At 57.3% G+C, this 24,292-nt stretch carries 17 protein-coding genes and 1 tRNA gene; 9 read left to right on the forward strand and 9 right to left on the reverse strand.

Annotation, left to right across the window (positions count from 1 at the left end; translation table 11 throughout):
• From AC24GY_RS07340 to dnaE, 3 genes are read left to right on the forward strand one after another with little or no spacing between them, the layout of a single operon-like run.
• A complete protein-coding gene (locus AC24GY_RS07340; protein WP_487681592.1) occupies nt 1–192 on the forward strand; it encodes a hypothetical protein in 192 nt (63 codons plus the stop codon).
• Between the two features lie 10 nt (nt 193–202).
• Nucleotides 203–907: a hypothetical protein gene (locus AC24GY_RS07345; RefSeq protein ID WP_487681594.1), complete on the forward strand. Its 705-nt coding sequence runs from the start codon at nt 203–205 to the stop codon at nt 905–907.
• Nucleotides 908–959: 52 nt separating this feature from the next.
• Nucleotides 960–4,478 carry a DNA polymerase III subunit alpha gene (gene dnaE, locus AC24GY_RS07350; protein WP_487681596.1) on the forward strand — a complete coding sequence of 1,173 codons (3,519 nt, stop codon included), beginning with the start codon at nt 960–962 and terminating at the stop codon, nt 4,476–4,478.
• 610 nt (nt 4,479–5,088) lie between these two features.
• Here the strand turns inward: dnaE and AC24GY_RS07355 are convergent.
• Complete coding sequence (locus AC24GY_RS07355; RefSeq protein WP_487681598.1) at nt 5,089–5,742, reverse strand: SanA/YdcF family protein; 654 nt, start codon at nt 5,740–5,742, stop codon at nt 5,089–5,091.
• A 92-nt stretch (nt 5,743–5,834) separates the two neighbouring features.
• On the opposite strand from AC24GY_RS07355, the gene rlmB reads away from it, so the two are divergent.
• Nucleotides 5,835–6,413: a 23S rRNA (guanosine(2251)-2'-O)-methyltransferase RlmB gene (gene rlmB, locus AC24GY_RS07360; RefSeq protein WP_422317465.1), complete on the forward strand. Its 579-nt coding sequence runs from the start codon at nt 5,835–5,837 to the stop codon at nt 6,411–6,413.
• Entirely contained in the window at nt 6,410–7,144 is a 735-nt protein-coding gene (locus AC24GY_RS07365; RefSeq protein ID WP_487681600.1) for an NAD-dependent deacylase, read from the forward strand. Before rlmB ends, AC24GY_RS07365 begins: the two co-directional genes overlap by 4 nt.
• Here the strand turns inward: AC24GY_RS07365 and AC24GY_RS07370 are convergent.
• The 3 genes from AC24GY_RS07370 to AC24GY_RS07380 form a co-directional block, all read right to left on the reverse strand.
• Nucleotides 7,133–7,924, reverse strand: coding sequence for a dioxygenase family protein (locus tag AC24GY_RS07370; protein WP_487681602.1), 792 nt, complete (start codon nt 7,922–7,924; stop codon nt 7,133–7,135). The genes AC24GY_RS07365 and AC24GY_RS07370 overlap by 12 nt on opposite strands.
• A 127-nt stretch (nt 7,925–8,051) precedes the next feature.
• Complete coding sequence (locus AC24GY_RS07375) at nt 8,052–9,782, reverse strand: endo-1,4-beta-xylanase (protein WP_487681604.1); 1,731 nt, start codon at nt 9,780–9,782, stop codon at nt 8,052–8,054.
• Between the two features lie 66 nt (nt 9,783–9,848).
• Nucleotides 9,849–10,265, reverse strand: a complete 417-nt coding sequence (locus AC24GY_RS07380) for a c-type cytochrome domain-containing protein (protein WP_487681606.1) — start codon at nt 10,263–10,265, stop codon at nt 9,849–9,851.
• A 113-nt stretch (nt 10,266–10,378) separates the two neighbouring features.
• Between AC24GY_RS07380 and AC24GY_RS07385 the strand changes: the two genes are divergently transcribed.
• The 3 genes from AC24GY_RS07385 to AC24GY_RS07395 are packed head-to-tail and all read left to right on the forward strand — an operon-like array spanning nt 10,379 to nt 14,968.
• Nucleotides 10,379–10,723 (forward strand): nucleotide pyrophosphohydrolase, encoded by a 345-nt coding sequence (locus AC24GY_RS07385; protein WP_487681608.1) that lies wholly within the window; start codon nt 10,379–10,381, stop codon nt 10,721–10,723.
• On the forward strand, nt 10,720–11,760 hold the full coding sequence (rsmH, locus tag AC24GY_RS07390; protein ID WP_487681610.1) for a 16S rRNA (cytosine(1402)-N(4))-methyltransferase RsmH: 1,041 nt from the start codon (nt 10,720–10,722) through the stop codon (nt 11,758–11,760). Before AC24GY_RS07385 ends, rsmH begins: the two co-directional genes overlap by 4 nt.
• 34 nt (nt 11,761–11,794) lie before the next feature.
• Complete coding sequence (locus AC24GY_RS07395; protein WP_487681612.1) at nt 11,795–14,968, forward strand: LamG domain-containing protein; 3,174 nt, start codon at nt 11,795–11,797, stop codon at nt 14,966–14,968.
• A gap of 414 nt (nt 14,969–15,382) precedes the next feature.
• Here AC24GY_RS07395 and AC24GY_RS07400 read toward each other — a convergent pair.
• A tRNA-Val gene (locus AC24GY_RS07400) sits at nt 15,383–15,457 on the reverse strand.
• A 134-nt stretch (nt 15,458–15,591) separates the two neighbouring features.
• Nucleotides 15,592–20,052: an NACHT domain-containing protein gene (locus AC24GY_RS07405; protein ID WP_487681614.1), complete on the reverse strand. Its 4,461-nt coding sequence runs from the start codon at nt 20,050–20,052 to the stop codon at nt 15,592–15,594.
• Nucleotides 20,053–20,253: 201 nt separating this feature from the next.
• Between AC24GY_RS07405 and AC24GY_RS07410 the strand changes: the two genes are divergently transcribed.
• On the forward strand, nt 20,254–21,663 hold the full coding sequence (locus AC24GY_RS07410) for a hypothetical protein (RefSeq protein WP_487681616.1): 1,410 nt from the start codon (nt 20,254–20,256) through the stop codon (nt 21,661–21,663).
• Between the two features lie 31 nt (nt 21,664–21,694).
• On the opposite strand, the gene AC24GY_RS07415 is transcribed toward AC24GY_RS07410, so the two are convergent.
• The 3 genes from AC24GY_RS07415 to AC24GY_RS07425 form a co-directional block, all read right to left on the reverse strand.
• Entirely contained in the window at nt 21,695–22,045 is a 351-nt protein-coding gene (locus AC24GY_RS07415; RefSeq protein ID WP_487681618.1) for a hypothetical protein, read from the reverse strand.
• Nucleotides 22,046–22,215: 170 nt separating this feature from the next.
• On the reverse strand, nt 22,216–22,722 hold the full coding sequence (locus tag AC24GY_RS07420; RefSeq protein WP_487681620.1) for a hypothetical protein: 507 nt from the start codon (nt 22,720–22,722) through the stop codon (nt 22,216–22,218).
• Nucleotides 22,723–23,125: 403 nt separating this feature from the next.
• Nucleotides 23,126–24,175 carry a sugar phosphate isomerase/epimerase family protein gene (locus AC24GY_RS07425; protein WP_487681622.1) on the reverse strand — a complete coding sequence of 350 codons (1,050 nt, stop codon included), beginning with the start codon at nt 24,173–24,175 and terminating at the stop codon, nt 23,126–23,128.
• Nucleotides 24,176–24,292: the final 117 nt, after the last annotated feature.

Below are 24,292 nucleotides of genomic sequence, written 5' to 3' on the forward strand. Positions count from 1 at the left end.
TTGAAGCAATTTACACGCCGCAAGTCAAGCGCGGTCGTCTTCCTGCCACAAGGTTTTTCGCAGGTTCTTTCGAAAGCGTTGCGGCATCTTGAAAATCAACTCTTAATTTCGGCCGGGTTTATGCCTTGGCGCGACGATATATTTGCCATTGCCGCAGGCACCTCCACCATGGCTGATGCATCGGTTTTTTAGCAGGCGAATCATGGGCGTCGTCTTCCTGACTTTTTGGGCGGTCGCCAGCATCGTACGTGCCCACGTGGTGCCTAATATGACAGTCGAGGCGGAATTCGACTCCGCAGGCGGCTGCACGCTGCGCATCAATGTCGATCCACGCACCTTTCTCGCCTCCGATCCCACCTCCCTGCCACCCGTTCCGGCCTCATGGTACCTGGAGCAGACGCCCGATCAGGTGGCCGCGACCCATGAAAAAGCGCGGGAATACCTCACCCGTTCACTGGGGTTGCTGTTTGATGGAAAAAAAGCCGTCCTGCCCGCCTGCAAAATTCGGGCCATGGACGGTGCTGACAACACCCCCCTCAAGGCAGACACCCAGGAAGTTCACATCCTCGCCACCGCCAGCAGGCGATTGCCGGCGAATTCCACCACCTTCCAGGTCGATTTTGCCAAAGATGCCAATACCAGCCTGATCCTGCTGCACTCCATGTCAGGAAAGACCGAACTTCGCCCCCAGGTGATATTCCCCGGAGAGACAAGCCGTCCCTTCCAGCTTCATTTGGCTGCAGCTCCTGACAGCCCACCCGGCGCCCCGGCATCCAAGGGCAATAACATCTATCTGATCATCGCGATCTCCGTGGCTTGCATCGTGATCATCACCGGCTGGCTGCTGCTCAGCCACTACCGCCACCACCACCGCGCGCATCGAAAGCCCGGAGCTGGAAAAATGTGAAAAACTACCTCTTTCAAGCCTTCGAAGCGGGGTTAATCCTGTCCCCCGCCGCATGTCAGATTCCTTCGTCCATCTCCATCTCCACACCGAATACTCGCTGCTAGACGGCGCTGTGCGCATCGATGCGCTCATGAAACGCGTGAAGGAGTTGAACATGCCTGCCGTGGCCATGACCGACCACGGCAACCTCTATGGCGCCATCGACTTTTACATGGCCGCCAAGAAGGCCAAGGTGAAGAGCATCATCGGCTGCGAAGCCTACCTCGCTCCCGGCTCCATGATGGACAAAAACGAAGTGCCAGGCCGCAAGCGCTCCTCGCATCTCACCCTGCTCGCCTCCAGCAATGAAGGCTTCGAAAATCTCTCCAAGCTGATCACCAAGGGCCACCTCGACGGCCAGTGGTACAAACCCCGCGTGGACAAAGACGCCCTGCGTGAGCACGCCAAGGGCCTCATCTGCCTCAGCGGCTGCATCAACGGCGAAATCAACGAACTCCTCCTCTCCGACCGCAAGGACGAGGCGGAAAAAAGCCTGCTGGAGTTCCGCGACATCTTCGGCCCCGAAAACTTCTACCTCGAAATCCAGGACCACAACATGGAGGCCCAGCGCAAAAGCGCCCGGCAGATGATCGAGTGGGGCAAGCAGTACGATCTGAAGACCGTCGCCACCAACGACGTCCACTTCCTCAATCGCAGCGATCACGAGTCCCACGACATCATGATCTGCATCGGCACGGGCGCGAGCATCTACGATCAGAACCGCATGACCTACTCCCCGGAGGTCTATTTCAAGACCGCCGAGGAAATGCGCGCCCTGTTCTCCGAGGTGCCCGAGGCCTGCGATGCCACGCTCGAAATCGCCGAGCGCTGCGATCTCAAGATCCACCTCGATTCCACCAGCATCGAGCGCTACCCGCAGTACCCCATGCCCGACGGCGGGGATCGCAATGAATACCTGCGCAAGCTGACCATGGATGGCCTGGAGGACCGCTATGGCCGCGACCGCGCGCTCAATGACGAGGTGCTCCACCATCGTATGGAGGTGGAGCTCGCCCTGCTGAAGGAGAAAAACTTCACCAGCTACTTCCTCATTGTCTGGGACTTCATCAACTGGGCTCGCGAGCACGACATCCCCGTCGGCCCCGGTCGTGGTTCCGCCGCTGGTTCGCTCGTCGCCTTCTGCCTCGGCATTACGGACATCGATCCGCTCCGCTTCGAACTCGTGTTCGAACGATTCCTCAATCCCGAGCGTGTCAGCCCTCCCGATATCGATATCGACTTCTGCCAGACGCGTCGTCCTGAGGTCATTCAGTACGTCCGCGAAAAATACGGCGACCTCAGCGTCTGCCATATCATCACCTTCGGCACCATGGGGGCCAAGTCGGTCATTCGTGACGTCGGTCGTGTCATGGGCTGGAGCTACGGCGACAGCGACGCGCTGTCGAAGATGATTCCGAATGAGTTGAACATCGACCTGGAGGAGTCGGTGAAGAAAAACCCCGATCTCGCCGCGAAGCTCGAGGCCGACGGCAATGCGCAGGAACTCTGGCGGCATGCCACCTTCCTCGAAGGTCTCACGCGCGGCACAGGCGTTCACGCCGCCGGTGTCGTCATCGGTGATCGCCGTCTCGACAATTTCATCGCCCTCACGCGCGACAAGGAAGACGCCATCCTCTCGCAGTACGCGATGAAGCCGCTCACTGAGCTCGGCATGCTCAAGATGGACTTCCTCGGCCTCAAAACGCTGACGGTGATCCACGAAGCCGAGTACTGGATCCACAAGCGCGTTCCCGGCTTCAGAGTGGCCAATGCACCCCTCGAAGACACCAAGACCTTCGATCTCATCAAACGCGGCGAAACGGTCGCCGTCTTCCAGATGGAATCCGGTGGCATGGTCAACACCTGCAAGCAGCTCGGTCCTGACACCATCGAAGAAATCATCGCTATTCTGGCGCTGTATCGCCCCGGCCCGATGCAGTTTATTCCAGACTACATCAAGCGTAAGAAGGGTGAGGAGAAGGTGGACTATCCACATCCGCTGCTGGAAAAAATCTCCAAGGAGACCTACGGCATTCTGGTCTATCAGGAGCAGGTTATGCAGGCCGCGAACTTGCTCGCCGGCTTCTCCCTCGGTCAAGCTGACTTGCTCCGCCGAGCGATGGGTAAAAAGGACGCCGCCGAGATGGCCCGCCAGCGTCTCATCTTCGTGGAAGGCTGCCTCAAGACGAACGACATCCAGGCCAAGCTCGCGAACTCCATCTTCGACTTGCTCGAAAAATTCGCGCAATACGGCTTCAACAAGTCGCACTCCGCCGCCTACGGAATCGTCACGTACCGCACCGCCTACCTGAAGGCAAACTACCCCGTCGAGTTCATGGCGGCGGTGCTCAGCTATGAAATCAGCAATCCCGACAAGATCGCCAACTTCGTCAGCGAGTGCTTCGAAATGGGCATCAAGGTGCTGCCGCCGGACGTCAACAAGTCCTCCCTCAAGTTTGCTCCTGAACGGTTCGAAACCGAAGAGGCGGAGCCAAATGCCATCCGCTACGGCCTCAGCGCCATCAAGAACGTCGGTGAAGGCGCCATGGAGGCCGCCATTGCCGAGCGTGAAAAGAACGGCCTCTACACCAGTCTTGAAGACTTCGCCGCACGCCTCGACAACCGCGCGGTGAACAAGAAGCTCATGGAGTCCCTCGTCAAAGCGGGCGCTTTTGACTTCACCAAAGAGCCGCGCGCCGTGATGTTCGCCAAGCTCGAGCAGGTGCTCGCTTCCGCAGCCTCCATGCAGAAGGACAAAAAAGCAGGCCAGGGCGGCCTCTTTGATGACTTCGAACTCGCGCAGCCCAAATCCAAGAAAAACGAAGCCTCGGCGCCCTCCATCGTGTGGAGTGCGGATGAGGTTCTCGCCTTTGAAAAAGAACTTCTCGGCTTCTACGTCAGCGGCCATCCGCTGGACAGCTACCGCGGCCATTTCGATTCGCCCAAGATCATCAAAATCGCCTCCATTGCGGACATCGATACCAAGGAAAAAGCGAGCTCGCACTCCATCGCCGGCATCCTCAGCCAGCTCGAAGTGCGCTACTCCAAGAAGGACAACCGCCCCTTCGCCACCTTCAAGTTTGAAGACTTCACCGGCCAGATCGAGATGATGTGCTGGAGCGATGACTACGAAAAAACGAAGGATGTTCTGGCCAATGGCGCCGTGCTCGGTCTCCGCATTCGTGTCAGCAAAGATCAAAAGACCGACGGCAACCGCGTCACCATGAACAGTGCCACGCCGCTCAAGCCCAAGGCTGCGAAACCGCGCAACGCCGGTGACCCCGATCCTTCCGAGCCACCACCCCCGAAGCCGCCTGCTCCGCCGAAACCGTATGTCTTGAGGCTCAACACCAAGCAGCATGACGTCACCGACCTCGAACGCATTCAGGAAGTGCTTCTCGCCTATCCCGGCACACTGCCTGTTTTCCTCGAAATCTCCCAGAACGGCCACAAAGCCCGCCTCGAACTCGATGAAAGCTTCCGCGTCACTCCCAGTCCCGATCTGCGTCGTGCGCTCACGGTCTGGTTGTGATTTAGCGCTCCGCAAAACTCTTTTCCCGTTCGACCGAGACAGCTCCATTTGGAGTGCGGTTGCGTAGCGAGGAACGAGCGCAGCTACCGCTTTCGCCGGTCTCGGTGACTCACCCCTGCCGGAAAATCTTCGAATGCGGGAGCCTGTGAGCCTTCACAAGCTCCACAGCTCATACCATGAGCCATTGAAACCGGGTCTGCATGCGCGGCGCGTGCAGCAGGGCTGGTAGGGCCCCGCTGTGTCGGGACCGAAGTTTCGGGTCTGCGGCGTCGCAGGCGTTGAAAAAGGTGCGCCGTCCTTGGAATGTCGAAAGAGGGGGCGGGCCTCGATGGAGTTCAGGCGCATTTCACCACAGCGCTCCCAGACTCCTTTTCAACTGTTGATGGCATCACTCACACCACGAGACACGCGAAAAACAGCAGCACTTCGCAGCCGCCACAAAACGCTGCGCAGAAGCTCTGCGAACGCGTCAGCGCTCTGGAGGAGAGGGATCGTCCCGATCCCTCACGCTCTCACAACGTCCAGCGTGTACGAACATCTCAAGCGCACCGGGTGGCGATCAAGATGATCATCCCTCCATCAGCAGACCAGCCTTTGCTGGGTCATGGTATTATTCCAACGGCACGCTCACCTTCTCACCGAGAAACCTCGGCTGGGTGCCGAGCACATTCACATCCAGCACCGCTTTGACGCAGGCCAGCTTCTCCCGCAAAAAAGTCTTCACAGAAAGTGTCACGGGCACATCCTTGGCATCCATGCCGTAAGCTTCGATTCCAAACGCCTGCGCCAGATAAATGGCCCGCGCATTGTGAAATCGCTGTGAAACAAAAATCACGCGCTGCTGACCAAAGACCTCTTTGGCCCGCACCACCGAATCCAGCGTGCGGAATCCGGCATAGTCGCACACCACCTTCTCCGCCGGCACTCCCATCTGCATCAGCACTCGCTTCATGTCCGTGGGCTCATCATAGCCTTGTGCACCGTTGTCACCGCTAACGATCAGTGCCTTCACCCTGCCTGCTTTAAACAAAGCCGCCGCAGCCTCCATGCGTGGGAGAAAGAAGAGATTGGCCCTGCCGTCAGCAAGTCTTGCTGACGTGCCCAGCACCACCGCCACAGGCGCAGAGGGCACCCCCTCCACCGCATCAAAGCACCGGCCTTCCGCGCTTCCCTCGACCCACCACTCGCAGCCAAACACGAAGCCAAGCCCCGCCACGGCCAAAACAGCGAGCCACACCCACCAGCGCTTGAGGATTGTCTTCATGCCAAACTCCTCCCGCCAGTTCACACAGCCTGCAAGCTGCCGCTTCTATCATTTTGCCAAACCCCCATTCACGGCACACTATCGGGAAACACATGCGCCCCAACCGTCCCGAACAACCCGTCGCCCGCCAGAACCGCCACTCCCGTTCTGACAACCACGTGCGTGTCTATGAAGAAGGAGACATTCCCGCCATTCTCGAAGGCAAGACCAGCCCCCTCGTCCTGATCCTCGACTGCGTTCAGGACCCGCACAATCTCGGCGCCTGCCTTCGCACTGCTGATGCCGCAGGTGTCTGCGCCGTGATCATGCCCAAGGACAAAACCGCACCCATCACCGAGACCGTCGTCCGCGTGGCCTGTGGCGGTGCGGAAAACATCCCCCTCATCCGCGTCACCAACCTCGTCCGCGCCATGGACAAGCTCAAAGAGCTCGGCATCTGGCTCGTCGGTACCGCCGATGAGGCCACGAAGAGCCTCTACGATCTCGATCTCAAAGGCGGCATCGGCATCGTCATGGGCGCCGAAGGCCCCGGCATGCGCCGCCTCACCAGCGAACACTGCGACTTCCTCGTCAAGATTCCCATGGGCGGCAAAGTCGAATGCCTCAATGTTTCCGTCGCCACCGGCGTGTGTCTGTTTGAATGCGTCCGGCAGCGTCAGCCGAAAAAATGAGTGCGGAGCGAAACATCGTCGTGCTCACCGGCGCGGGCATGTCCGCCGAATCCGGTGTGCCGACGTTTCGCGGAGCAGATGGACTTTGGGAAGGTCATCGTATTGAGGAGGTTGCCTCCCCCGAAGGTTTCGCACGCGATCCCGAACTCGTTCATCACTTTTACAACCTGCGTCGTGCCGCGTTGAGCACTGTGGAGCCCAATGCAGGTCATCTCGCTCTCGCCCGGCTGGAGCGCGAATGGCAGGGCCGGTTTCTCCTCGTCACCCAAAACGTGGACGATCTGCACGAACGCGCGGGCAGTGAAAAACTCATCCACATGCACGGCGAGCTCCTCAAGGCCCGCTGCGAACTCTGCGGCGCAGTGTTGTCCTGGACCAAAGACTTGTCATCCGGCACACGCTGCCGTGCCTGTGGCGAGATCGGCGGCATGCGCCCGCACATCGTCTGGTTTGGCGAGTTCCCATTCGAGATGGAGACCATCATGAACGCCTTGAAGAGCGCAGATATTTTTCTCTGCATCGGCACATCCGGCTTGGTCTATCCCGCCGCTGGCTTTGCACAGATAGCTGCGCAAAACCGTTCCTGCCGCCTCGTGGAATTCAACATCGAAAGCACCGAGATCTCACGCCAGTTCCGTGAGCGCGTCATCGGCCCTGTGTCTGTTGAGCTGCCCAAGTTCGTTGACCAGCTTCTGTCGGACACGCACAGGCAGGCCTGGTTAGAACGGTGATGGGCCCAGGACCAGATCTTGGATATCCCGATCACCCATTGCCGCACTTTCACGACGGCGCGGAGGTGGCCCTCCCGGACCTCCGGGACCACGACCTCGTTGATCCGGCTCTTCGGGCGTGTGACCAATCACAATGTCCCAGGTGGCGGCGAGTTCCCTGCTCTCGGCGCTCATGGGTTTGAACTCGCGAATGACGGAGAGACGCTGCTGCTCCGTGCCCATGCTGCGCAGAATGCCGTCTCGGTCATTCTGCGGAATGCCTGCGATGAACAGCTGCGTGGTCAGCATGCTTTTTTCGTTCTGCTTCACGCGGACGTGGTAGTGCAGCGTGCGGCCCGTGTACAGGCCGGGCAGAATGGTCCGGAAGCGATATTCACCCTTGGTGTTCGTTTCGATTTTCCCATAGCCCTGAAACTGCGGATCGCGCTCCTTGCCTTGCTGCGTGCCCCGGCTGTGAATGTAGCAGCCGTTGTTGTCAGACTGCCAGAGTTCGATCACCGCATCTTCAATCGGCTTGCCATCCACATTCAGCAGCCGTCCACCGAACTCTGTCACGACCCCGCTCGCAGGGGCTTTACCGCCGATTATCATCGTGAGATCATTGTCCTGATCCAGTGGCAGGTGGTCAGGATAATACGGCCCTTCCGTCGCGCGCGGCGTCAATGTGAGCGCCTCGGCATACACGCTGCCTGTAATGATGCCGCCGGTGGTCAGCAGCAGGCTGTGCAGCAGTTTGCGACGGCTGAGAGGGATGTGAAAGGGGCGAATCGTGGTGTTCATGAGCTGGGTTTTGTTTCCCGTCAAACCCACCCATCCCGTGTTGGTTGCGCGTGGAAAAAAGATTCAGCGCGAATCAGTGCTGACCGCAGCTACGAGAATCTGCACCGCGATGTTCTCGGTGCTTTTTTCACCAGGTCGGCTTGGCAATGACCGGCTTCCGGCCTGTCGCCTGCACTTCATACCAGCCGGGGAAGCCGCGCCATTTCACCTTGCCTTTGGCATTCGTTTTCAAGGTGACTTCAGTGTGCCATTTGCGGCCAATCCATTCCTCCAGCACTTCGCCGCGCTTGCGGATGCTCCAGTCCTTGTTCCAGGACGCGGCCGCAGGTTTCCAGTGTGAGCCTTCCCAAAAACCCCAGAGCAGAAAACTGGTGTAAGCCGGATGGCTGAACACCGCGATGAGCACATCCCGCGTGTAATCAGCCGCCAGCTCCTCATCCTCCGTGGTCACAATGTCATATTCGGTGATGCACTGATGCGGCACCACCTCGGCAAAGCGATCCGTCACCGCCAGCAAATGCTCAGGCGAAGGCATGTAGCTTTCATCAAAATGCGCCTGATTGCCCAGTCCATAGACTGTGAGCCCCGCTTTGTTCAGTGCCTCAATGTAAGTGAAAGTGTCATCACATTGCGGCCCCGGACGGAACACCTGATCCTCATTCACACAAAAAGGCAGCTTGGTCAGGGATCTTGCCAGCTTGAAGACGTCACGGTCAAGCTGCTCCAGCCCGGGGCGCTTGTTCAGCATGTCCGCACCGTTCCAGGCGATGGGGTGGTTGATCACATCCCACTCGATGACGCGGTCTTTCACAAACTCCAGCCGCTCCTTCACACTGGCGAGCGTCCGCTCGCGAATGAGCGTACTGTCTTTGATGTCATGCAGATTGAACGGCGTGGCCACCTGCATCAGGTAATGCCCCCGCACAGGAATGTGGCGCTCTGCCAGCCACGCAAAGGCCTGGTCCAGCTCCGCATTCCGTTGAGCTTTGCGTTTCTCATCCAAATCCGGCGACCAGTTGCCATCCTTCAAATCATTCTCAAACACGACGATGCTGAAAAGCCGGTCAATGATTTCGCGGTAGCGCTTGTTGTCCTCGCTTTCACCGCTGAAACGCTTGGCCACCACCGCTGTTCCAAACTCAAATGCATGACGATGCAGCGTGAGTTTCACCTCCGTGTTTGCCGCCGGTTTGCCGTCATCACCCGTGACAATCATGGAGAGATCCGCCTTGCGGTGCCGTTCGATGCGTTCCAGTGCCGCCTTGCGCCATGGCGCATCCGGTTCACGGCCAGGATAGCTTCGCTTGGTCATCTTGGCCCGAGGAAAACGGCTGACATCGGTGCTGGCCGGATACTTGAGCACGCGAATGCTTTCGACCTCGATGCTCTGCTCCTTGTGTCCGCACAGCAGCACGACGGCAGCCGTGCCAGCCTGAATCGCATCGCTGGAAACAAAAGTCACCGGCTGCTCCGTCCACTCACGATGGATGTCCACGCCGACACTGTCGCCAAACGAAGTGTAAGGTTCTTTACGCAACTGCAACTTCGTCTGAACCTCCCCTGATACCGCATTGCCGACGACCCGCGCCTTGATGATCGCCAGCACCCGCTCGTCTTTCGCGATTCCCTCGGCCACGGACGCCGTAAACTGCGCCGCGTAGGCCTTGGACGCATCCGGCTGCGTAATGACGATGCGCTTTCCGAGCGCCAGATCCTCCACTTTTCCAACTGCCGCAGATGCAGATGCCTCCAGAGCAGATTCGTCCCGCACATCCGTCCCTCCAGGCGGAATCTCCAGCGCATGCAGTCGGCAGACCGTGGTGAGAAAGAAGACCGTCAGGAAGCTCAGGCGTTTCATGGTGGAGGCGCACCTAGCTCTGATCGTGCACTATTCAAGCCGGGAGCCGTCTGTCGTGCCCACCTGCTACTTTTTGGATTTCTTATGCTCCGGCGTCATGGCGCCTTCTTTGCCATCCGGCCAGTTGGCGCCTTCGGTGATCCATTGGCGAATGAGGTTCACTTCATCCTTTGGAATGCGATGTCCGGTGGCCGGCATGGCCTTTACGTCTTTCGGTGGCAGGGTCAGCACGAGATACAGCATGCTTTTTTCTGCATTCTTCGGCACAATCACCGGCCCGGCTTTGCGTTTTTTGAAAGCTAGTGCACGTGTTTGCAAATTGAGCTCTCCCAGCAGTGTCTCCGAGTTGTGACACTCGACGCAACGATCAGCCAGGATTGGTTTGATCTGTGTCACAAAATCCACCGGAGCATCTCCGGCGGCTTGAAGGGTGGTGCAGGCGGCGAGGCAGGCGACGAGCGCGAGTTGGCGGTGAATATTCATATGGATGAGCATCTACAATCTACGTCGCGGTGTCCAGCACGTCTTGCGACTGAATGAGCGCATCTTGTCGCCTTCCCGGTTGCTCCTGCGTGCGCGTGCCTGCATCATGCTGCATGAGCATCGAACAAATCACCGCCCGCATCTGTGCGTTTCGCGACGCCCGGGACTGGATGCAGTTTCACAGCCCAAAAGAGCTAGCCATCGCCATCACTGCGGAGGCGGGGGAGCTGCTGCAGCACTTTGTCTGGCAGCAGCCGGAGCAGATTGAGCAGAGGGTTCAGGACAAAATGCCGGAACTGAAGGACGAAATGGCCGATGTGGCCATCCTGCTTTTTGAACTCGCGCACAATCTCGGCGTGGATCTCGGTCAGGCGATGCTCGACAAGATCGAGCGCAATGAAACACGCTATCCCGTGGCAAAGGCACGTGGATCGAACGCCAAGTACAACGAGCTGTGAGCGAAGCCGAAGTTCCAACACCGCATCGCCGTCGCCCGCGTTATTCTGGCAAGAATCCGCGACGTTTTGAAGACAAGTACAAGGAGCTCAATCCTGAGCGCTATGCCGAGACCATCGCAAAGGTGCGCGCCTCCGGGAAAACGCCTGCAGGTCAGCATGTGCCCATCTTGCTGAACGAGATCATGCTCATCCTTGCCCCCCAGCCCGGTGAACGAGCGGTGGACTGCACGCTGGGCTATGGCGGTCATGCCGGTGCTTTGCTCAAAGCCGTGCAACCGGGTGGCACCCTGCTCGCGCTCGATCAAGACCCTTTGGAAATTGTACGCACTGAGGCGCGCCTGCGTGCCAGCGGTTGCGAAGAATCGGCCCTTGTCGTGAAGCGCATGAACTTCGCCGGGCTGCCCCGCGCTCTTGGCGAAGTCGGCTGGAGCGATGGCGCGGACGTGCTGCTCGCCGATCTGGGCTGCTCCTCCATGCAGTTCGACAATCCCGCCCGTGGGTTCAGCTTCAAGCACGACGGCCCGCTCGACATGCGCATGAATCCGCAACGCGGTGTCTCTGCGCGCGAGTTTCTGCAAAAACTCAGCGCTGAAAAGTTCACTGCCATTCTCAGCGACAATGCGGATGAGCCACACGCGAAACTGATCGCGCAGGCTCTGGCTGAAACGGATCACGCCACCACGCGGTCACTGGCTGAAGGGGTGCGCCGTGCGCTGCCGCACCGGGTGAATGAGGAGGACCGTGACGCCACTGTGCGCCGCGTTTTCCAGGCCCTGCGCATTGCCGTGAACGAGGAATTTACCGCGCTTGACACTTTTTTGCGTCAATTGCCCACCTGTTTGCGCAGTGGTGCCCGTGTTTGCATTCTCACCTTCCACTCGGGTGAGGACCGCCGGGTGAAGCATCTTTTCCGTGAAGGACTGCGCAGTGGTATTTTCAGCGCCACCAACGATGAAGTGATTCGTCCCACTTCGCAGGAGACCCGTGACAATCCACGTGCAGCCCCTGCAAAGCTGCGGTGGGCGGTGAAGGCGTGAATTGAAGTGCACTCATGATGCGTATGAGTGAGCCATGTTCCAATCCGTTCGCTTTCTTCTCCTGTTAGGACTTTGCTTTCCATGGGTTGCGCATTCTGCGCTGCAGGAAACCTGGGAGACTGGTTATGCCAAAGAAGACGCCACGGGACCTCATGTGCTGGGATTTTGGAAATTTGATGAAGAGTCCAAGGATGTGACGCTGCATGGGGCGGTCTTGAATCCCAAAGGAAAGTTTGGCGGGGCTTTGGAGTCGTTCCCGGGTTTTCCGGTTGAGGATCAACGACATGCGGCGGTGGTGGCGGTGAAGCCTGTCAAAGGGGCGTTTACGCTGGAGATGTGGATCAAGCCGAAGGCGGCGTTTGAGCCGAGGCTGCGCTGCTTCCTGCTGGACAAGAAGTATGTCGATCACACGGACTACCAGTGGCAGATTGGTGATGCAGATAAGGGCGGATTGAGGCGAATGTGGGTAACGCTTGGATTTGGGGCGGAGTCGAAGACGATTTACTCGCTGCCGTTCAAGCTGGAGACGGACGTGTGGCAGCATGTGGCATTTACGTATGATGGTGTCGGCGATGGAAAATTTTATCGGAATGGCGTGGCTGCGGGGGGCGCGAAGCTGGCAGGTTTTGGCAATGTGATGCAGGGAATGAAACCGTTGAGCATTGGGGACCGGCTGGGGAGCAATTATGGCGGGTTTCCGGGGTTGATCGACGAGGTACGTGTTTGTGAGGGGGTGCTGAGTTTTGAACGCATCTCGATGCAGATTGTGGCAGGGCGCAGTGTGTGGAGGCGCATGGAGACGGCGAAGCCGGTGGAGATTGTTTGCACCAATTTGCAACGAGAGGTGCTGAAGGCGGCGCGGCTCAAGGTGAGTCTGGGTGGAACAACGGAGGAGTTTCTTGTGTCGGATTTGGCAATGGGAAAGAGTTTTACGGCCAAATATTTGTTCAACACGGCGCTCAAGGTGGATGACTATGAATTGCGGGCGCGGTTTGAGACGGGTGATTATGCGACTGAACAATCGACGGCTTTGAAAATCGTGGCGCGAGTGCCGGAGCGGATGCCGGTGATCATGTGGGGGGGCAGTGGTGAGGAGATGGAGCGGGTGAAGGATCTTGGCTTCACGCACTTTATTGGACTGGGCGCGGACTACAGTGAGATGTGGCACCAGAAGAAGATCGTGCCGCCGGCGAAGCCGGAGGTGATCGCGAAGAACCGGGCGATGCTTGATCAGGCGCTGGCGAATGGGCTGGAGGTCATTGCGAGTTTGTCGCCGGCTGCGGCGCTGGAGAAGGAGGAGAAGAATCTGCGGGTGGGGCGTGATGGGAAGGCTTATGCGCGGCAGGACATCTGTGCGTCGTTGCCGGACTTTGCTTCCTTTTTTCAAGTGGTGGGGATGAGTGTGGCGAAGGCTTATGGGGATCATCCGGCGTTCACGACGGCGTTGATTGATTCGGAGGTGAGGGACAACACGCAGGTGAGTTTTAATTCGGTGGATGTGGAGGGGTATCGGAAGTTTGCGGGTGCGGAGATTCCTGCGGAGGTGTCGGCGAAGTGGGGGGTGGACTGGACGAAGATGAAGGACTTTCCGGTGGATCGTGTGATCGCGGATGATCATGCTGTTTTGAAATACCTGCGCTGGTTCTGGACGGTTGGGGATGGGTGGAATGGACTGCATACGGCGCTGCACAAGGGGGTGAAGAGCAGCCGGGTGTGGACGTTCTTTGATCCGGCGGTGCGGCAGCCGAGCATCGGTGGGGCGGGTGGTGGTGTGGATGTGATCTCGCACTGGACTTATACTTATCCTGATCCGCTGAAGATCGGGATGTGTGCGGATCAGTTGTTTGCGATGAGTGCGGCGACGGGAAGGAACCAACGGGTGATGAAGATGACGCAGTTGATCTGGTATCGGTCGCAGACGGCGCCGATTGGAAGCAAAGCACCGGGGGATGTGGTGGCGTGGCAGGATCATGATCCGGAGGCGGCGTATATCACCATTGCGCCGATGCATTTGAAGGAGGCGCTGTGGACGAAGATCGCGCGGCCGATTCAGGGCATCATGTATCACGGGTGGCAGTCGCTGGTATCCACGGACAGTCCGGGGGGGTATCGCTTTACGAATTCAAACACGGCGCCGGTACTCAAGCAATTGGTGCATGATGTGATTGAGCCGCTGGGGCCGTCGCTGATGGCGATTCCGGATGAGCGGAGTGAGGTGGCGTTTTTGGAGAGTTTTACGTCGCAGATGTTTGCGCATCGCGGCAGCTACGGGAACAACACGGACTGGGCGGCGGATGTGTGGCTGGCGCTGCAGCATGCGCATGTGCAGACGGACATCCTGTATGAGGAGACGCTGCTCAAGAGTGGGCTCAGTGGTCGCAAGGTGCTCATCATGCCTTATTGCGATGTGCTGACGAAGGGCGTGGTGACGCGGATTCAGGACTGGCAGAAGAAGGGTGGCAAGATTGTGGCGGATGAGTTTCTGTGTCCGGCGCTGAAGGCGGATTTCCTATTGCCGAGTTTCAAGCGGGTGAAGAAGGCGGATGAGGACAAGGCGAAGGTGCTGGAAATGGCGAAGACCGTGGGGGGCTTTGCGCTGCCGCAGAAAGCGATGTGCGACAATCCGGAGATTATTGTGCGCACGCGGAAGTTTGGGGATGCGACCTATGTGTTTGTGGTGAACGACAAACGCGAGTTCGGCAACTACGTGGGCCAGCATGGGCTGGTGATGGAGAACGGGGTGCCATCGAGCGGGGTGGTGAGCTTGAAGGTGGAATCGGCGAATGTGTATGAACTGACGGGCACGCAGTTCATCGTGCCGAAGCGTGGGGCCGATGGCTTGATGAGCTGGCCGGTCGATCTGGGGCCCTGTGACGGGCGCATCTTCATGGTGCTGCCGAAGCCGCTGCTGGGTTTGAAGCTGGAGGTGCCGGAGAACGCGGTGGTGGGCAACAGCGCGAAGATTGCGGTCAGCATCACCACCACGCAGGAGGCACCGACCAAGGCGGTGATTCCGGTGCGTGTGGATGTTCGTGATGCGAGCGGGAAAGCTGCGGAAGGGAGCGGGTTTTATGCCGCTGAGAATGGCATCGTGGAAATCAAACTGGACCTGGCGCCGAATGAAGACCCGGGCACGTGGGAAGTGCGGGTGAAGGAACTGGCGAGCGGGATGGAAGCGCGGAAGTGGATGCGAGTGAAGCGGGAATGACGAATGAACCGGTCTTGGGAGAGCACTCGGTGGGGCACCGAAGGACAGAATTGTGGTAAAATAATTGGGGGTAGAATCATTTCAGAGGCTGGATCTTTAGAGGTGCCTTATCCGCTGTAAGGATGTCCTGATTTGACGCCGCAGATGAAGTGAGAGGGATGGGAAGGTTTGGACGGTTTTTGTTTCGGCAAAGGAATGGCGGGCAAAGGAATGGATTCTGAGGGGAGTCCTGAGTTGACGCACCGCAGAGATGGGAACGACGCAGAGATTTTTCAGAAATGATCTGTGGGGTGGTCAAGCCTTGCGGTTCAAAGCTGGGGGCTCAGGAGATGTGCATGAATCACCGTGTGTTGCTTATGATGGGCATCCCGTCTGATGCGGTTTCTTCTGTCTGGGCCTCGTTGAGGCGGAAGATGGTGCGCGGAGAGGGATTCGAACCCCCGACCAACTCGGTGTAAACGAGCCGCTCTACCACTGAGCTATCCACGCGGTGCTGCTTATCCAGAGCTGTGTATGGCGAAAAATTGGCGCTGTCAAATCCTGTTGATCCTGCTTTGGCATGCTCGTATCCCTCGGCACACCCGCAGGGGGATCGTTAAAAGGCGACTGGATGGGATCAACGTTTATCTTTCAAACTCGCTCATGCCGGTCTGTGCACCATATACTCCTTCGAGAATCATGGTGTCGATCAGATCAAGGCATTTCACACCCCAATCGGTTCTTTGGTACTGTTGGTATACGCGGAAAACCAATTTGCTCATGGTGCTAGAGTCGCCCGAGCGGCCAGTGCTTATATCTCGCGCTTTCTCGCTAAAACGTGCCAGAAACTTCTGACAGACGTTCCAGGTCACTGCCGGAAGCCTATATTTCGACTCATCCAGCACATGCAGAATCCAGAATGAGTCTTCCTGATAAGCTTTGCTGTCACAGAATGCCTGGATCAGCTCTTCGTAAGGAGTGACAGGCCCATCCTTGAGGTAACTGAAGCAATGTGCAGCAGATCTACGCACATTTGGGTCATCATCATTGAAAAATCGCTTGAGCAGAGGCTCGCACCATGAGCGACAGTCGTCATGGGTAAAATTGCTTGCAACAACTTTGGCAATCCCAAGCCGATGTGCGGTAGTTCCATCGAGTGCTTTTTTGATCAAGTCGTTCACTGGATGTCCCCATAGCGCAGCAAGACTTGCAAATCGTCCTCCCGCTTCGGCTGCTTTAGGTAATTCCGAGTGCAGCAATGCTTCAACTTGAGATTTGAGTATTGGAAAGTAATCTTTGATTCCTTGGTAAATAAATTGATCCGCATAAGCGGTGGAGAGAAATTGAGGATTGTGATCGCTTAAACTAATGAACAATTGAAGCGCAAACTCTTCATCGTGATTTGCCGCAGCCAATACTGCCTTTGCGACACATGCACGGACAGACAGGCTGTTGTCTTGCGCCAGCATTTTCAGTGTGGCGGAGAATCGTTCCAAGTAATCGGAATGATGCCAGATCAGGCTGGCAATCGCCTCGGCGGCTCTCCCACGAACTGTGTTGATACCGGCCATTAAAATGTCCCCACCGTAGTATGGCACGCCTCCACCTGCATCCGCCAACCACGATTCCTCCTCAGGATCAGGATGATCAGTGGCCATCCAATGCAGCATTTTCACGAATTCGTCGTCCAGCGGTTCCACAATGTCACCCAGCAGATCAACAATGGCTTTACCACAGGTAATCCGATTTTCCGTGAAAGCCTTGCGACAGAGATCTAATTTCAAGGATGTAGGGCATGCCGATGTTCTGATTCCTGCCAACACTCTGTCCAGATAACACGAATTAGTGGATGTCGGAAAGCGCATTGCCAGTCTTGCAAATCGTTCTGGATCTGCCTTGGTATGATCTTCAAGTGAGCGGGCTAGTTGCCACGCTCCGCCTTTGAGAAAGTCACGAAATCTATCTTTTCTTTCTTCTGTATCATACTTGGCAATCGCTCGTAGCCACTGATCATCGTTCATTCGATCCGCGGCCTCTTTTTTAATCGGAGATCTCACAGCTCCGAAAACAATTCCTCTCGGCTTTTCTACAGAAGCACCGAACTTGCGAGTTAGTTCAGCGAATCGCTTGTTTCCAGCAGGGCTTCTCAAATTCTGAGGTAATCCTGTTAGAATGGTATGAGCGGCTCTTCCAATCCAGCGGTGTCCCGACTCAGATTTTTCCCAATGTGGTATGTAATTGAGAATGGCAGACTCCAGAGCGATCAAGTCGTGCGAGGTACAGAATGGCGCAATGGCAGAAACCATTTCACGGGCAATCCAATATGAACTGTCACTATAGCCGCAATGAAGCCGCCAAGGCTGAGTGCAAACGCAAGAAACAGCCCTGCTCGCATAATGAACAGCTCCATCAGTAAAAATGCCTAACAACAACACATTTGAAAAATGTGTTGTTCGCACAACAAGGTCTTCAATATTGACTTCAACTTCTGGGGATTTTTTTGCTGCAAGTGCACCCAAGGCTTCACGGAGAGCCACCTGACAGGCTTGGTCCATGGAAAAATGTTCTGTGGGATAGATGTGGTGCCATACGCGATCATACCGAGGAGGGTCGCCGGTTTCCTTTGCGGAGGCTTCTGAAAGATCAATCGCCACAGGAAGAAACTCCCGCACAAAGATGCCAGGATGGAGCTTGGCCGCGTCACCGATATGTTTGGAACCAAAATCATCGTGCCCAAATAACTCATTCCAAGGAATCTGACCGTTATCATCCTTGCGATCCTGAAGAAGTTTCAGGCGACGACGCAGCCAGTGAGAAAGGACCTCCGGTGTCCACTCGGGCTTGTTCGTGCAAAGACCATAGAGCATGCTCCAAAAGGTGCCGTTCGTAGCAAAGCGATCACGCGCTTCGTCCAAGACTCCATTGTCGATTAGACGCAGAAAGAGATCGAAGAAACGACGGCTGTTTTCATGGTCGACCCACTCCATGCAAAAACGTAGTCGTTGTGGCCATTCTCCGTCCGTGTCTGCATAAGGCCCCAACAAGAGGGCAACCTTGTCACCGTTTTGACGCTGATGAAACCTCAGGTATTGAATTGCTACATTGTTTGTCAGATCATTGGACGTTTTAAGCCATTCTTCTGTGAGCTTGCGGGCGTTAGTTGCAAGAAACCACGCTTGTGAAACAAAGAAGTGCCGCCAGACAAGCAGAGACAATTTTTCCGAATTTCTGCCAGAGTCAGCAATTTTACCCATGTGTTCCTGAATCCATGGTTCCAACATGGACCATTCATCAGGATGCACTTCGACCACATTGGCCAGTAAAGACAAAGCTAGGTCTTTGATATGCGTGCGAACCACCCCACTGCGCAGTAGCGAGTCAAATTCCCGGCAGTAACGCTCCATGTCGGCATCTCGAAGATAGGCTAAAACCTGCCTGACCTGTGCACGGCGAAACAAATGCTGCTCTGAAGCGATGAGCGTTGCAGTCAATGCGGCACCTGCCCTGATAAAACGACGGGCAAAACAGTAGTCGAAAAAGCTCTCGTGACCGAAGCCGTAGCGGAGACCATCGAAGGACAGGACCCCCTCGGAAACCATCTGATTCAAGTAGGTGGGTGAGACAGAATCTAAAAACTCACGAGGAACCGACAATTGTTGTGTCGCGGTCATTCGACCCGCGAGAAGATCGGTGATTTGTGACCAGGCATCGGGGTCGGGTGCGGCTCTTTGATTCACTGCCTCTCGTTTGTTTGTCCAGTAAGCATCAAACAAATCCTTGGTTGATCCAAAGCCACCTAACTTATCCCAAGCAGCAGGGCATTGGACAAACAGCGCCAGATTTTGCGGAGTCTGTAGAAGTTCCCATTGTTTTGTGGTCAACTGCTTCGAGCTAAAGCCTGCCGTTTGCAGGATGGATTCTACCTCCATTTTGTCGAAATCACCGAGAGAGATTTTTGGGTCTGTCTCAGATATGAGTTTGCGCAAACGGTGATCGTTCTCCCAGTCGAATTGCCGACACACCAGCACCAAATGGATCTGATAACGGCATCGTAAGCCACGCACTTCATCGACGAGGCACTCCACAGCATCGAGGAAGTCCGCATTACGCCCTGATGCGGTAGATACAGCATCGAGCTGATCAATGACTAAAACCGCAGGCTTCCCCTCTGCAATAGACGCTAAAACATGGACTGGAGATTCCTCCAAACCTAACTGGCGACCAATATCGTAACCATTAGCAACAGGATCCAGACGATCCAATCGGATCGCAAGAACAGGAAAACTATTATTCTGGAGCAACTCCACAAACTGTAAAATGCAGGCGCTTTTGCCTGTGCCAGCTTTCCCGGTCAGCACTGTATCTGAACCATGAACGTTGGATGTAATTCGGATCAAGAGATCTGCAGCTGCTTTTCGTGCCACGAGTTTTTGCCCAATTAGGTGACGTCTAAGGCCCGTCAGGTAAGTCGTGGTGATCGTTTCAATTGCTGGCAATGCCGATTGCCCGGCAGTGATCGTTCGGAGCTTGAAGCCTTTGACTGCCAGATTTGTCAATAATTGCTCTCTGCTAAGCACCTCGGCCACTCGGTCTGCTGTAATAACTCTCAGTTCAGCGACAATATCAGTGACCGAAGTGAAAAATACTGCGCGTAGCTGTGAGGACACTAATTGAATCAAAACCTGTTCATCGCTGGTTCGAACATGAATTCTTTTTAGTACATCATGCGCTCTGGGTTCGTCTTTCTCATTCCATATTCGGAGGAGCTTATCGAATGCGGTGCGCTGAACATTTGCGTTAAGGAACAGGGAGCTAAATTCCTCAAAAGAAGCTGCGTCCCTTGACCGATCTGCTAGCTCGCGAAGTTCAGGTGCGTCACTGCCTGACACAAAGACAAACTTGCGCTGATTGCCGACAAGTTGGCGGTGAATGGCCTGCAGCAGCTGGTTCTGTGAATTGCCCAACTCTGAAAGCGACCATTTGCCGTCATGGTGAGATCTCTTGGCTTGGTGAAGTTCCTCGCCGTGCGTTGTTTGAAGAACGAATTCAGCCTTCTCAACTCCAGGGTCCTCGATTCGGATCGACAACGCTTCCCCGAGAATCATGCGAACGAGTTGATGGACCGTCCACCAACTTTCGTATCGGTTTCCGAGCTTATCAGTCTGACCTCCAGGAAGCATAAGGGTGTAAACGAGCCGCTCTACCACTGAGCTATCCACGCGCTGGTGAGCAGGCATGTTTGCAGGCAATGAAGCATTTCGCAAGCGTGCTGTTGCGATCGGGATTGATTTGGGGACTGTGGAGGGATGAAAACCGCTGTTTGGGCTGCTGCCTTTTTCATTTGGGTGAACGTGTTGGCTGCTTTTGCTGGCGAGGGGGAGGTGCTGCCGCCGCCGGTGGCGAATCTGCCGTGGGAGCATGGGGACACGGGGTTGCGGCTGCCGGGTGAACTGGCGAAGTTGACGGCGGAGCAGGTGTTTCGGTATGAGACGGCGGCGCTGGGATATTCGGTGCGGTATTCGGACCGCCAGGCACGGATGCGCGGGGATGTGTATGTGTACCCTTCTCCGAAACCGGCGGCGACGGCGGCGGAGATTAAGCAGGCGCTGCGTGAGAGTGCGGGGAGTGCGCTGTGGGAGGTGGAGGAGATGCAGCGGCGGGGGCACTACCTGAAGCTGAAGATCGGGGAGGCTGAGTACCAGCCGTTTGACCTGATTCCTGAGACTGCGTGTGTGAGTGGTTTGCTATCTCTGCGGATGAACTACACGATCCTGGAGCGGGATGATGCGGGGAACAATGAGACGGCGGTGGGCAGTTTTCTGGGGCTGATGATGCTGAAGGATTTTCTGGTGAAGGTGCGCGTGACGTATCCGGCGGATGGTGATGCGAAGGAGCAGGAGAAGGTGGAGCAGCGGGTGATGGACTTTGTGAATGGGGCGCGGCGTTGTGTGCTGGACCCGGGCCTGCGCGGGCAGGTGGCGGCGCAGATTGAGACGTACCGGCGTGATCCGCTTTCCAAGGCGGGGCATGATCTGGCGGGTGGGATCCTTGCCTATGCGGAAGCGACGCCGCTGATCGCGCTGACGATTGATGAGACGATCAGCACTCTGGGGGAGGATTTGGAGAAGGAGCAGCCGGGGGCTTCGCTGGAGCTGCTGCGGGCTTTCATTGTGGGGGCGGTGGCGGAGTCGCTGAAGAAGCCGGGCAAGGAGGCTGCGGATCTGCCGCAGGCGGGTGCGGCGGAGGTGGTGAGGGTTTTTGGGGTGATGCAGAAGGCGAAGCCGGGGCTGTTTAGCGCGCGGTTGGTGGAGCTGGGGAATGCGGTGAAGGGGAAGAGGGCGGGGGCGAGGGGGCGAGGGGGCGAGGGGGGATTGCGGGGGAACTGGTCGACAGACAGGAGTGTCTGTCGTACTGCCGGAGGTGTGGTGGAGGGGAAGATGTGGGGTGAAATGCGCCTGAGAGCCATCGAGCGCCGCTTCTGGCTTTCGGCATTGTGTGGACGGCGAACCTTTTTGAGCGCCCGCGACGCTGAAGACCCGAAACTTCGGCCCCGACGCAGCGGGGCCCTACCAACTCTGCTGCATGCGAGGTGTATGCAGACGCGGGTTCGATTGTGTGGGGTATGGGCGGACTGCGGTGGGATTGCGGGGGCGAAGGGGGATTGCGGGGGCGCTGGCCGACAGACAGGAGTGTCTGTCGTACTGCCGGAGATGTGATGGAGGGAGAGAGGGCGACTACCTATCGCGGCTATTTGTTTCCCTGATCCGTGGCGTAGGGGGCGGATTCGATGAGGATGATGTGTCTCACAAAATCAGGGCCAAAAATGGGGTCGTGAAGATCGATTTGGACGTGCATTCCAGCGCGCAGAGCCTGAGGGGAGGCGTCGGGGGCGCCGTGCCAGAATCTTGCCTGGTGGGCGTAGACGAAGTGGCGAATTTGCTTCCCGTCGCTCTGCTCGAAAGTGATTGAGCGAGTGGAGTGATCGACGCTGGTGACAGTGCCTGTCATGGTGGTGCCGCTTGGCTGAATGGCGGAGGCGGTGATGGGGAAATGCGATGCGGCGAAAAGGATGAGGAATGCGAGAGAAAGGTGTTTCATGAGGATGATGGTTTGAGGGTGTGCGGAAGGTGGCGGAGGGGCTGTTTGAGAGGCGGGCAAGGGCGGAGGTGTGCAGGGGAAGATGAAGCCTGGCGGCCGAGAGGCATGGCCGGGGCGCGATCCACCGCAGGCGGGTGGCATCGCGGGAAGAAAGGGTCAGCGCCCTGTCTTCAACACTGCAGCAGGGTCTTGCCCGCTTTGAGCTGTACGCCCGGAGACCACACTGGGGCCTGTTCACGGGGAACCCTACGTTCGCGCCTTGGTGCGGCGGGCTGATTTACCCGAAGGTACTGCAAGGCTGGCGCGGGGATGCTCGTGACCGCTGAGAGCATGTCGCGCTCTGTGGGACGGCCGAGATCTTCGATCGACTGGAAGGCGAGTATGTGGTCGGACTGCTGAGAAGTGGCTGCTTGAGCAAAGACCATCATCAGCGTGGTCAGGCGGCTGTGTACATGTACTGCCTGCGACGCATCCATGCCCTCATGGGAAAGCACGACCCGCACCTTGCCTTCGGAGGAGTTGCCGACTTTCACGTGGTGGCAGCGATCCAAGTTTGCGGCAAGGAGGGTTAAAGCTGGGACAACTCCATTCGACGACAGCAGCCAGCCAAGCAGCAACAACACATTCACCATCCGGGTCAACGGAGATGAGGTGTGTTCATTGCGTCGGGCGGTCATTGGATGATGGAGGTTAAAGCAGTCAACGTGGGGCGCCAGCGTAAAAGATGTGCCGCATTTGCGCCGCGAGAGGGGAAGCTGACGGCGGAGCATGGGGAGACGGGGCTTAGACTGCGGACGTAGCTGGCAAAGAGGACGGGGGAGCTAACGGGGGCTGGTGAGGGCTTCCGGAAAATTGGTCGGACAGGGCCTATGGGGCTGATGATGGGGCGCGGCTGTCCAGGCAAGCAGATATACCACGTTCTGGTATTAAAGTAGTTGGAGCCTTGACGGTGTTCCTTCTGCGCCGGGTCAGGAAGCGTGGTGTGTTGGACGGGTTGTGACGGCAACGAAGCTGAGGGGCCTGCGGAAAGCGGTAGCTGCGCTCGTTCCTCGCTTCGCGACCGCACTCCAAATAGTGCTGCTACGCATTGGCGCGGAGCCAGGTGAAGCTGCGTTCGGCTTCGCCTTTTTGGTAGGCGATTTCGGCGTCTTTTTTGGCGGGGCCGTCGGGGGCTTTGAAGGTGTCGATTTTTTTGCCGCGTTTGGCCATGTCGAGCCAGGCTTTGAACATGGGGGTGTCGCGGTGGTTGGGGAAGATGTTCCAGAACTCGTCTTTCTTCCAGGAGAAGGGGCGGGCGAAGCCGGAGATGGTTTCGACCTGGAGGGGGACGCCGGGGGCGAGCTCGGCGAAGCGTTTGGCGTAGGCTTTGAAATCGACGAGGCCTTCGCCGACGGCGGTCCACTGGACGACGGCGCCGTTTTCGTCTTCCCAGAGCATGCTGTCGCGCACGCTGCTGCAGATGGTGAGGGGGCCGAGGGCTTCGAGGTGGAGCATGGGTTCTTCGAGGGCCCAGACGGCGTTGCCGGGGTCGATGTTGGCGCCGACATAGCCTTTGCCGGCGGCTTCAATGAGGGCTTTGAGTTCGTGGGACTGCATGTCGCCGGCGTGATTTTCGACGGCAATTTTGATGCCTTCGCCTTCGGCTTTGGACTGGCAGGCTTTGATGGTTTTGACGACTTCCTCGATGTGCTTCTGGATGCCGCCGTCGGTGCTGCGGTCTTTTTGATTGCCGAGGTAGCAGCGTGCGACGGGGGAGCCGAGGGTTTTGGCGATGCGGATGGTGAGGCTGAGATGCTCCTCAGGCGTGCCGTAGATGTCCTTCCAGGTGTTGGAGGTTTTGCAGACGCTGCCGGTGCCGACGTAGAGTTTCAGTCCGGCGCGATCGGCCTGTTCTTTGAGGCTTTTGAGGTAGGCTTCTTCGAAGTTCTCGAACACGTGGAGTTCGGAGATGAACATGGTGTCGAGCTTCAAGGAGGCGGCGTAGTCGATGAACTGCGCGGCTTTCCAGCCGGTGGCGCGGACAGCGAAGTGATCGAGGCCGAGGGCGAGTTTGGAGCCGGTGGCGGCCTGGGAGAGGGAGGCGGCGGCTGTGGCGGCGAGGGATTGCGCGAGGAAGGAGCGGCGGTTCATGCGGCGCATGCTAGCGGAGGCGTGGGGGCTGTCGATGGGGAATCGTGGAGGTGCGGGGGCCTTTTTACTGCGGAGCAGGAGGAACCCCGGAACGGGCTGAAGCCCGAACTACGAACG

It is taken from the genome of Prosthecobacter sp. Pr1 (genome assembly GCF_057652315.1).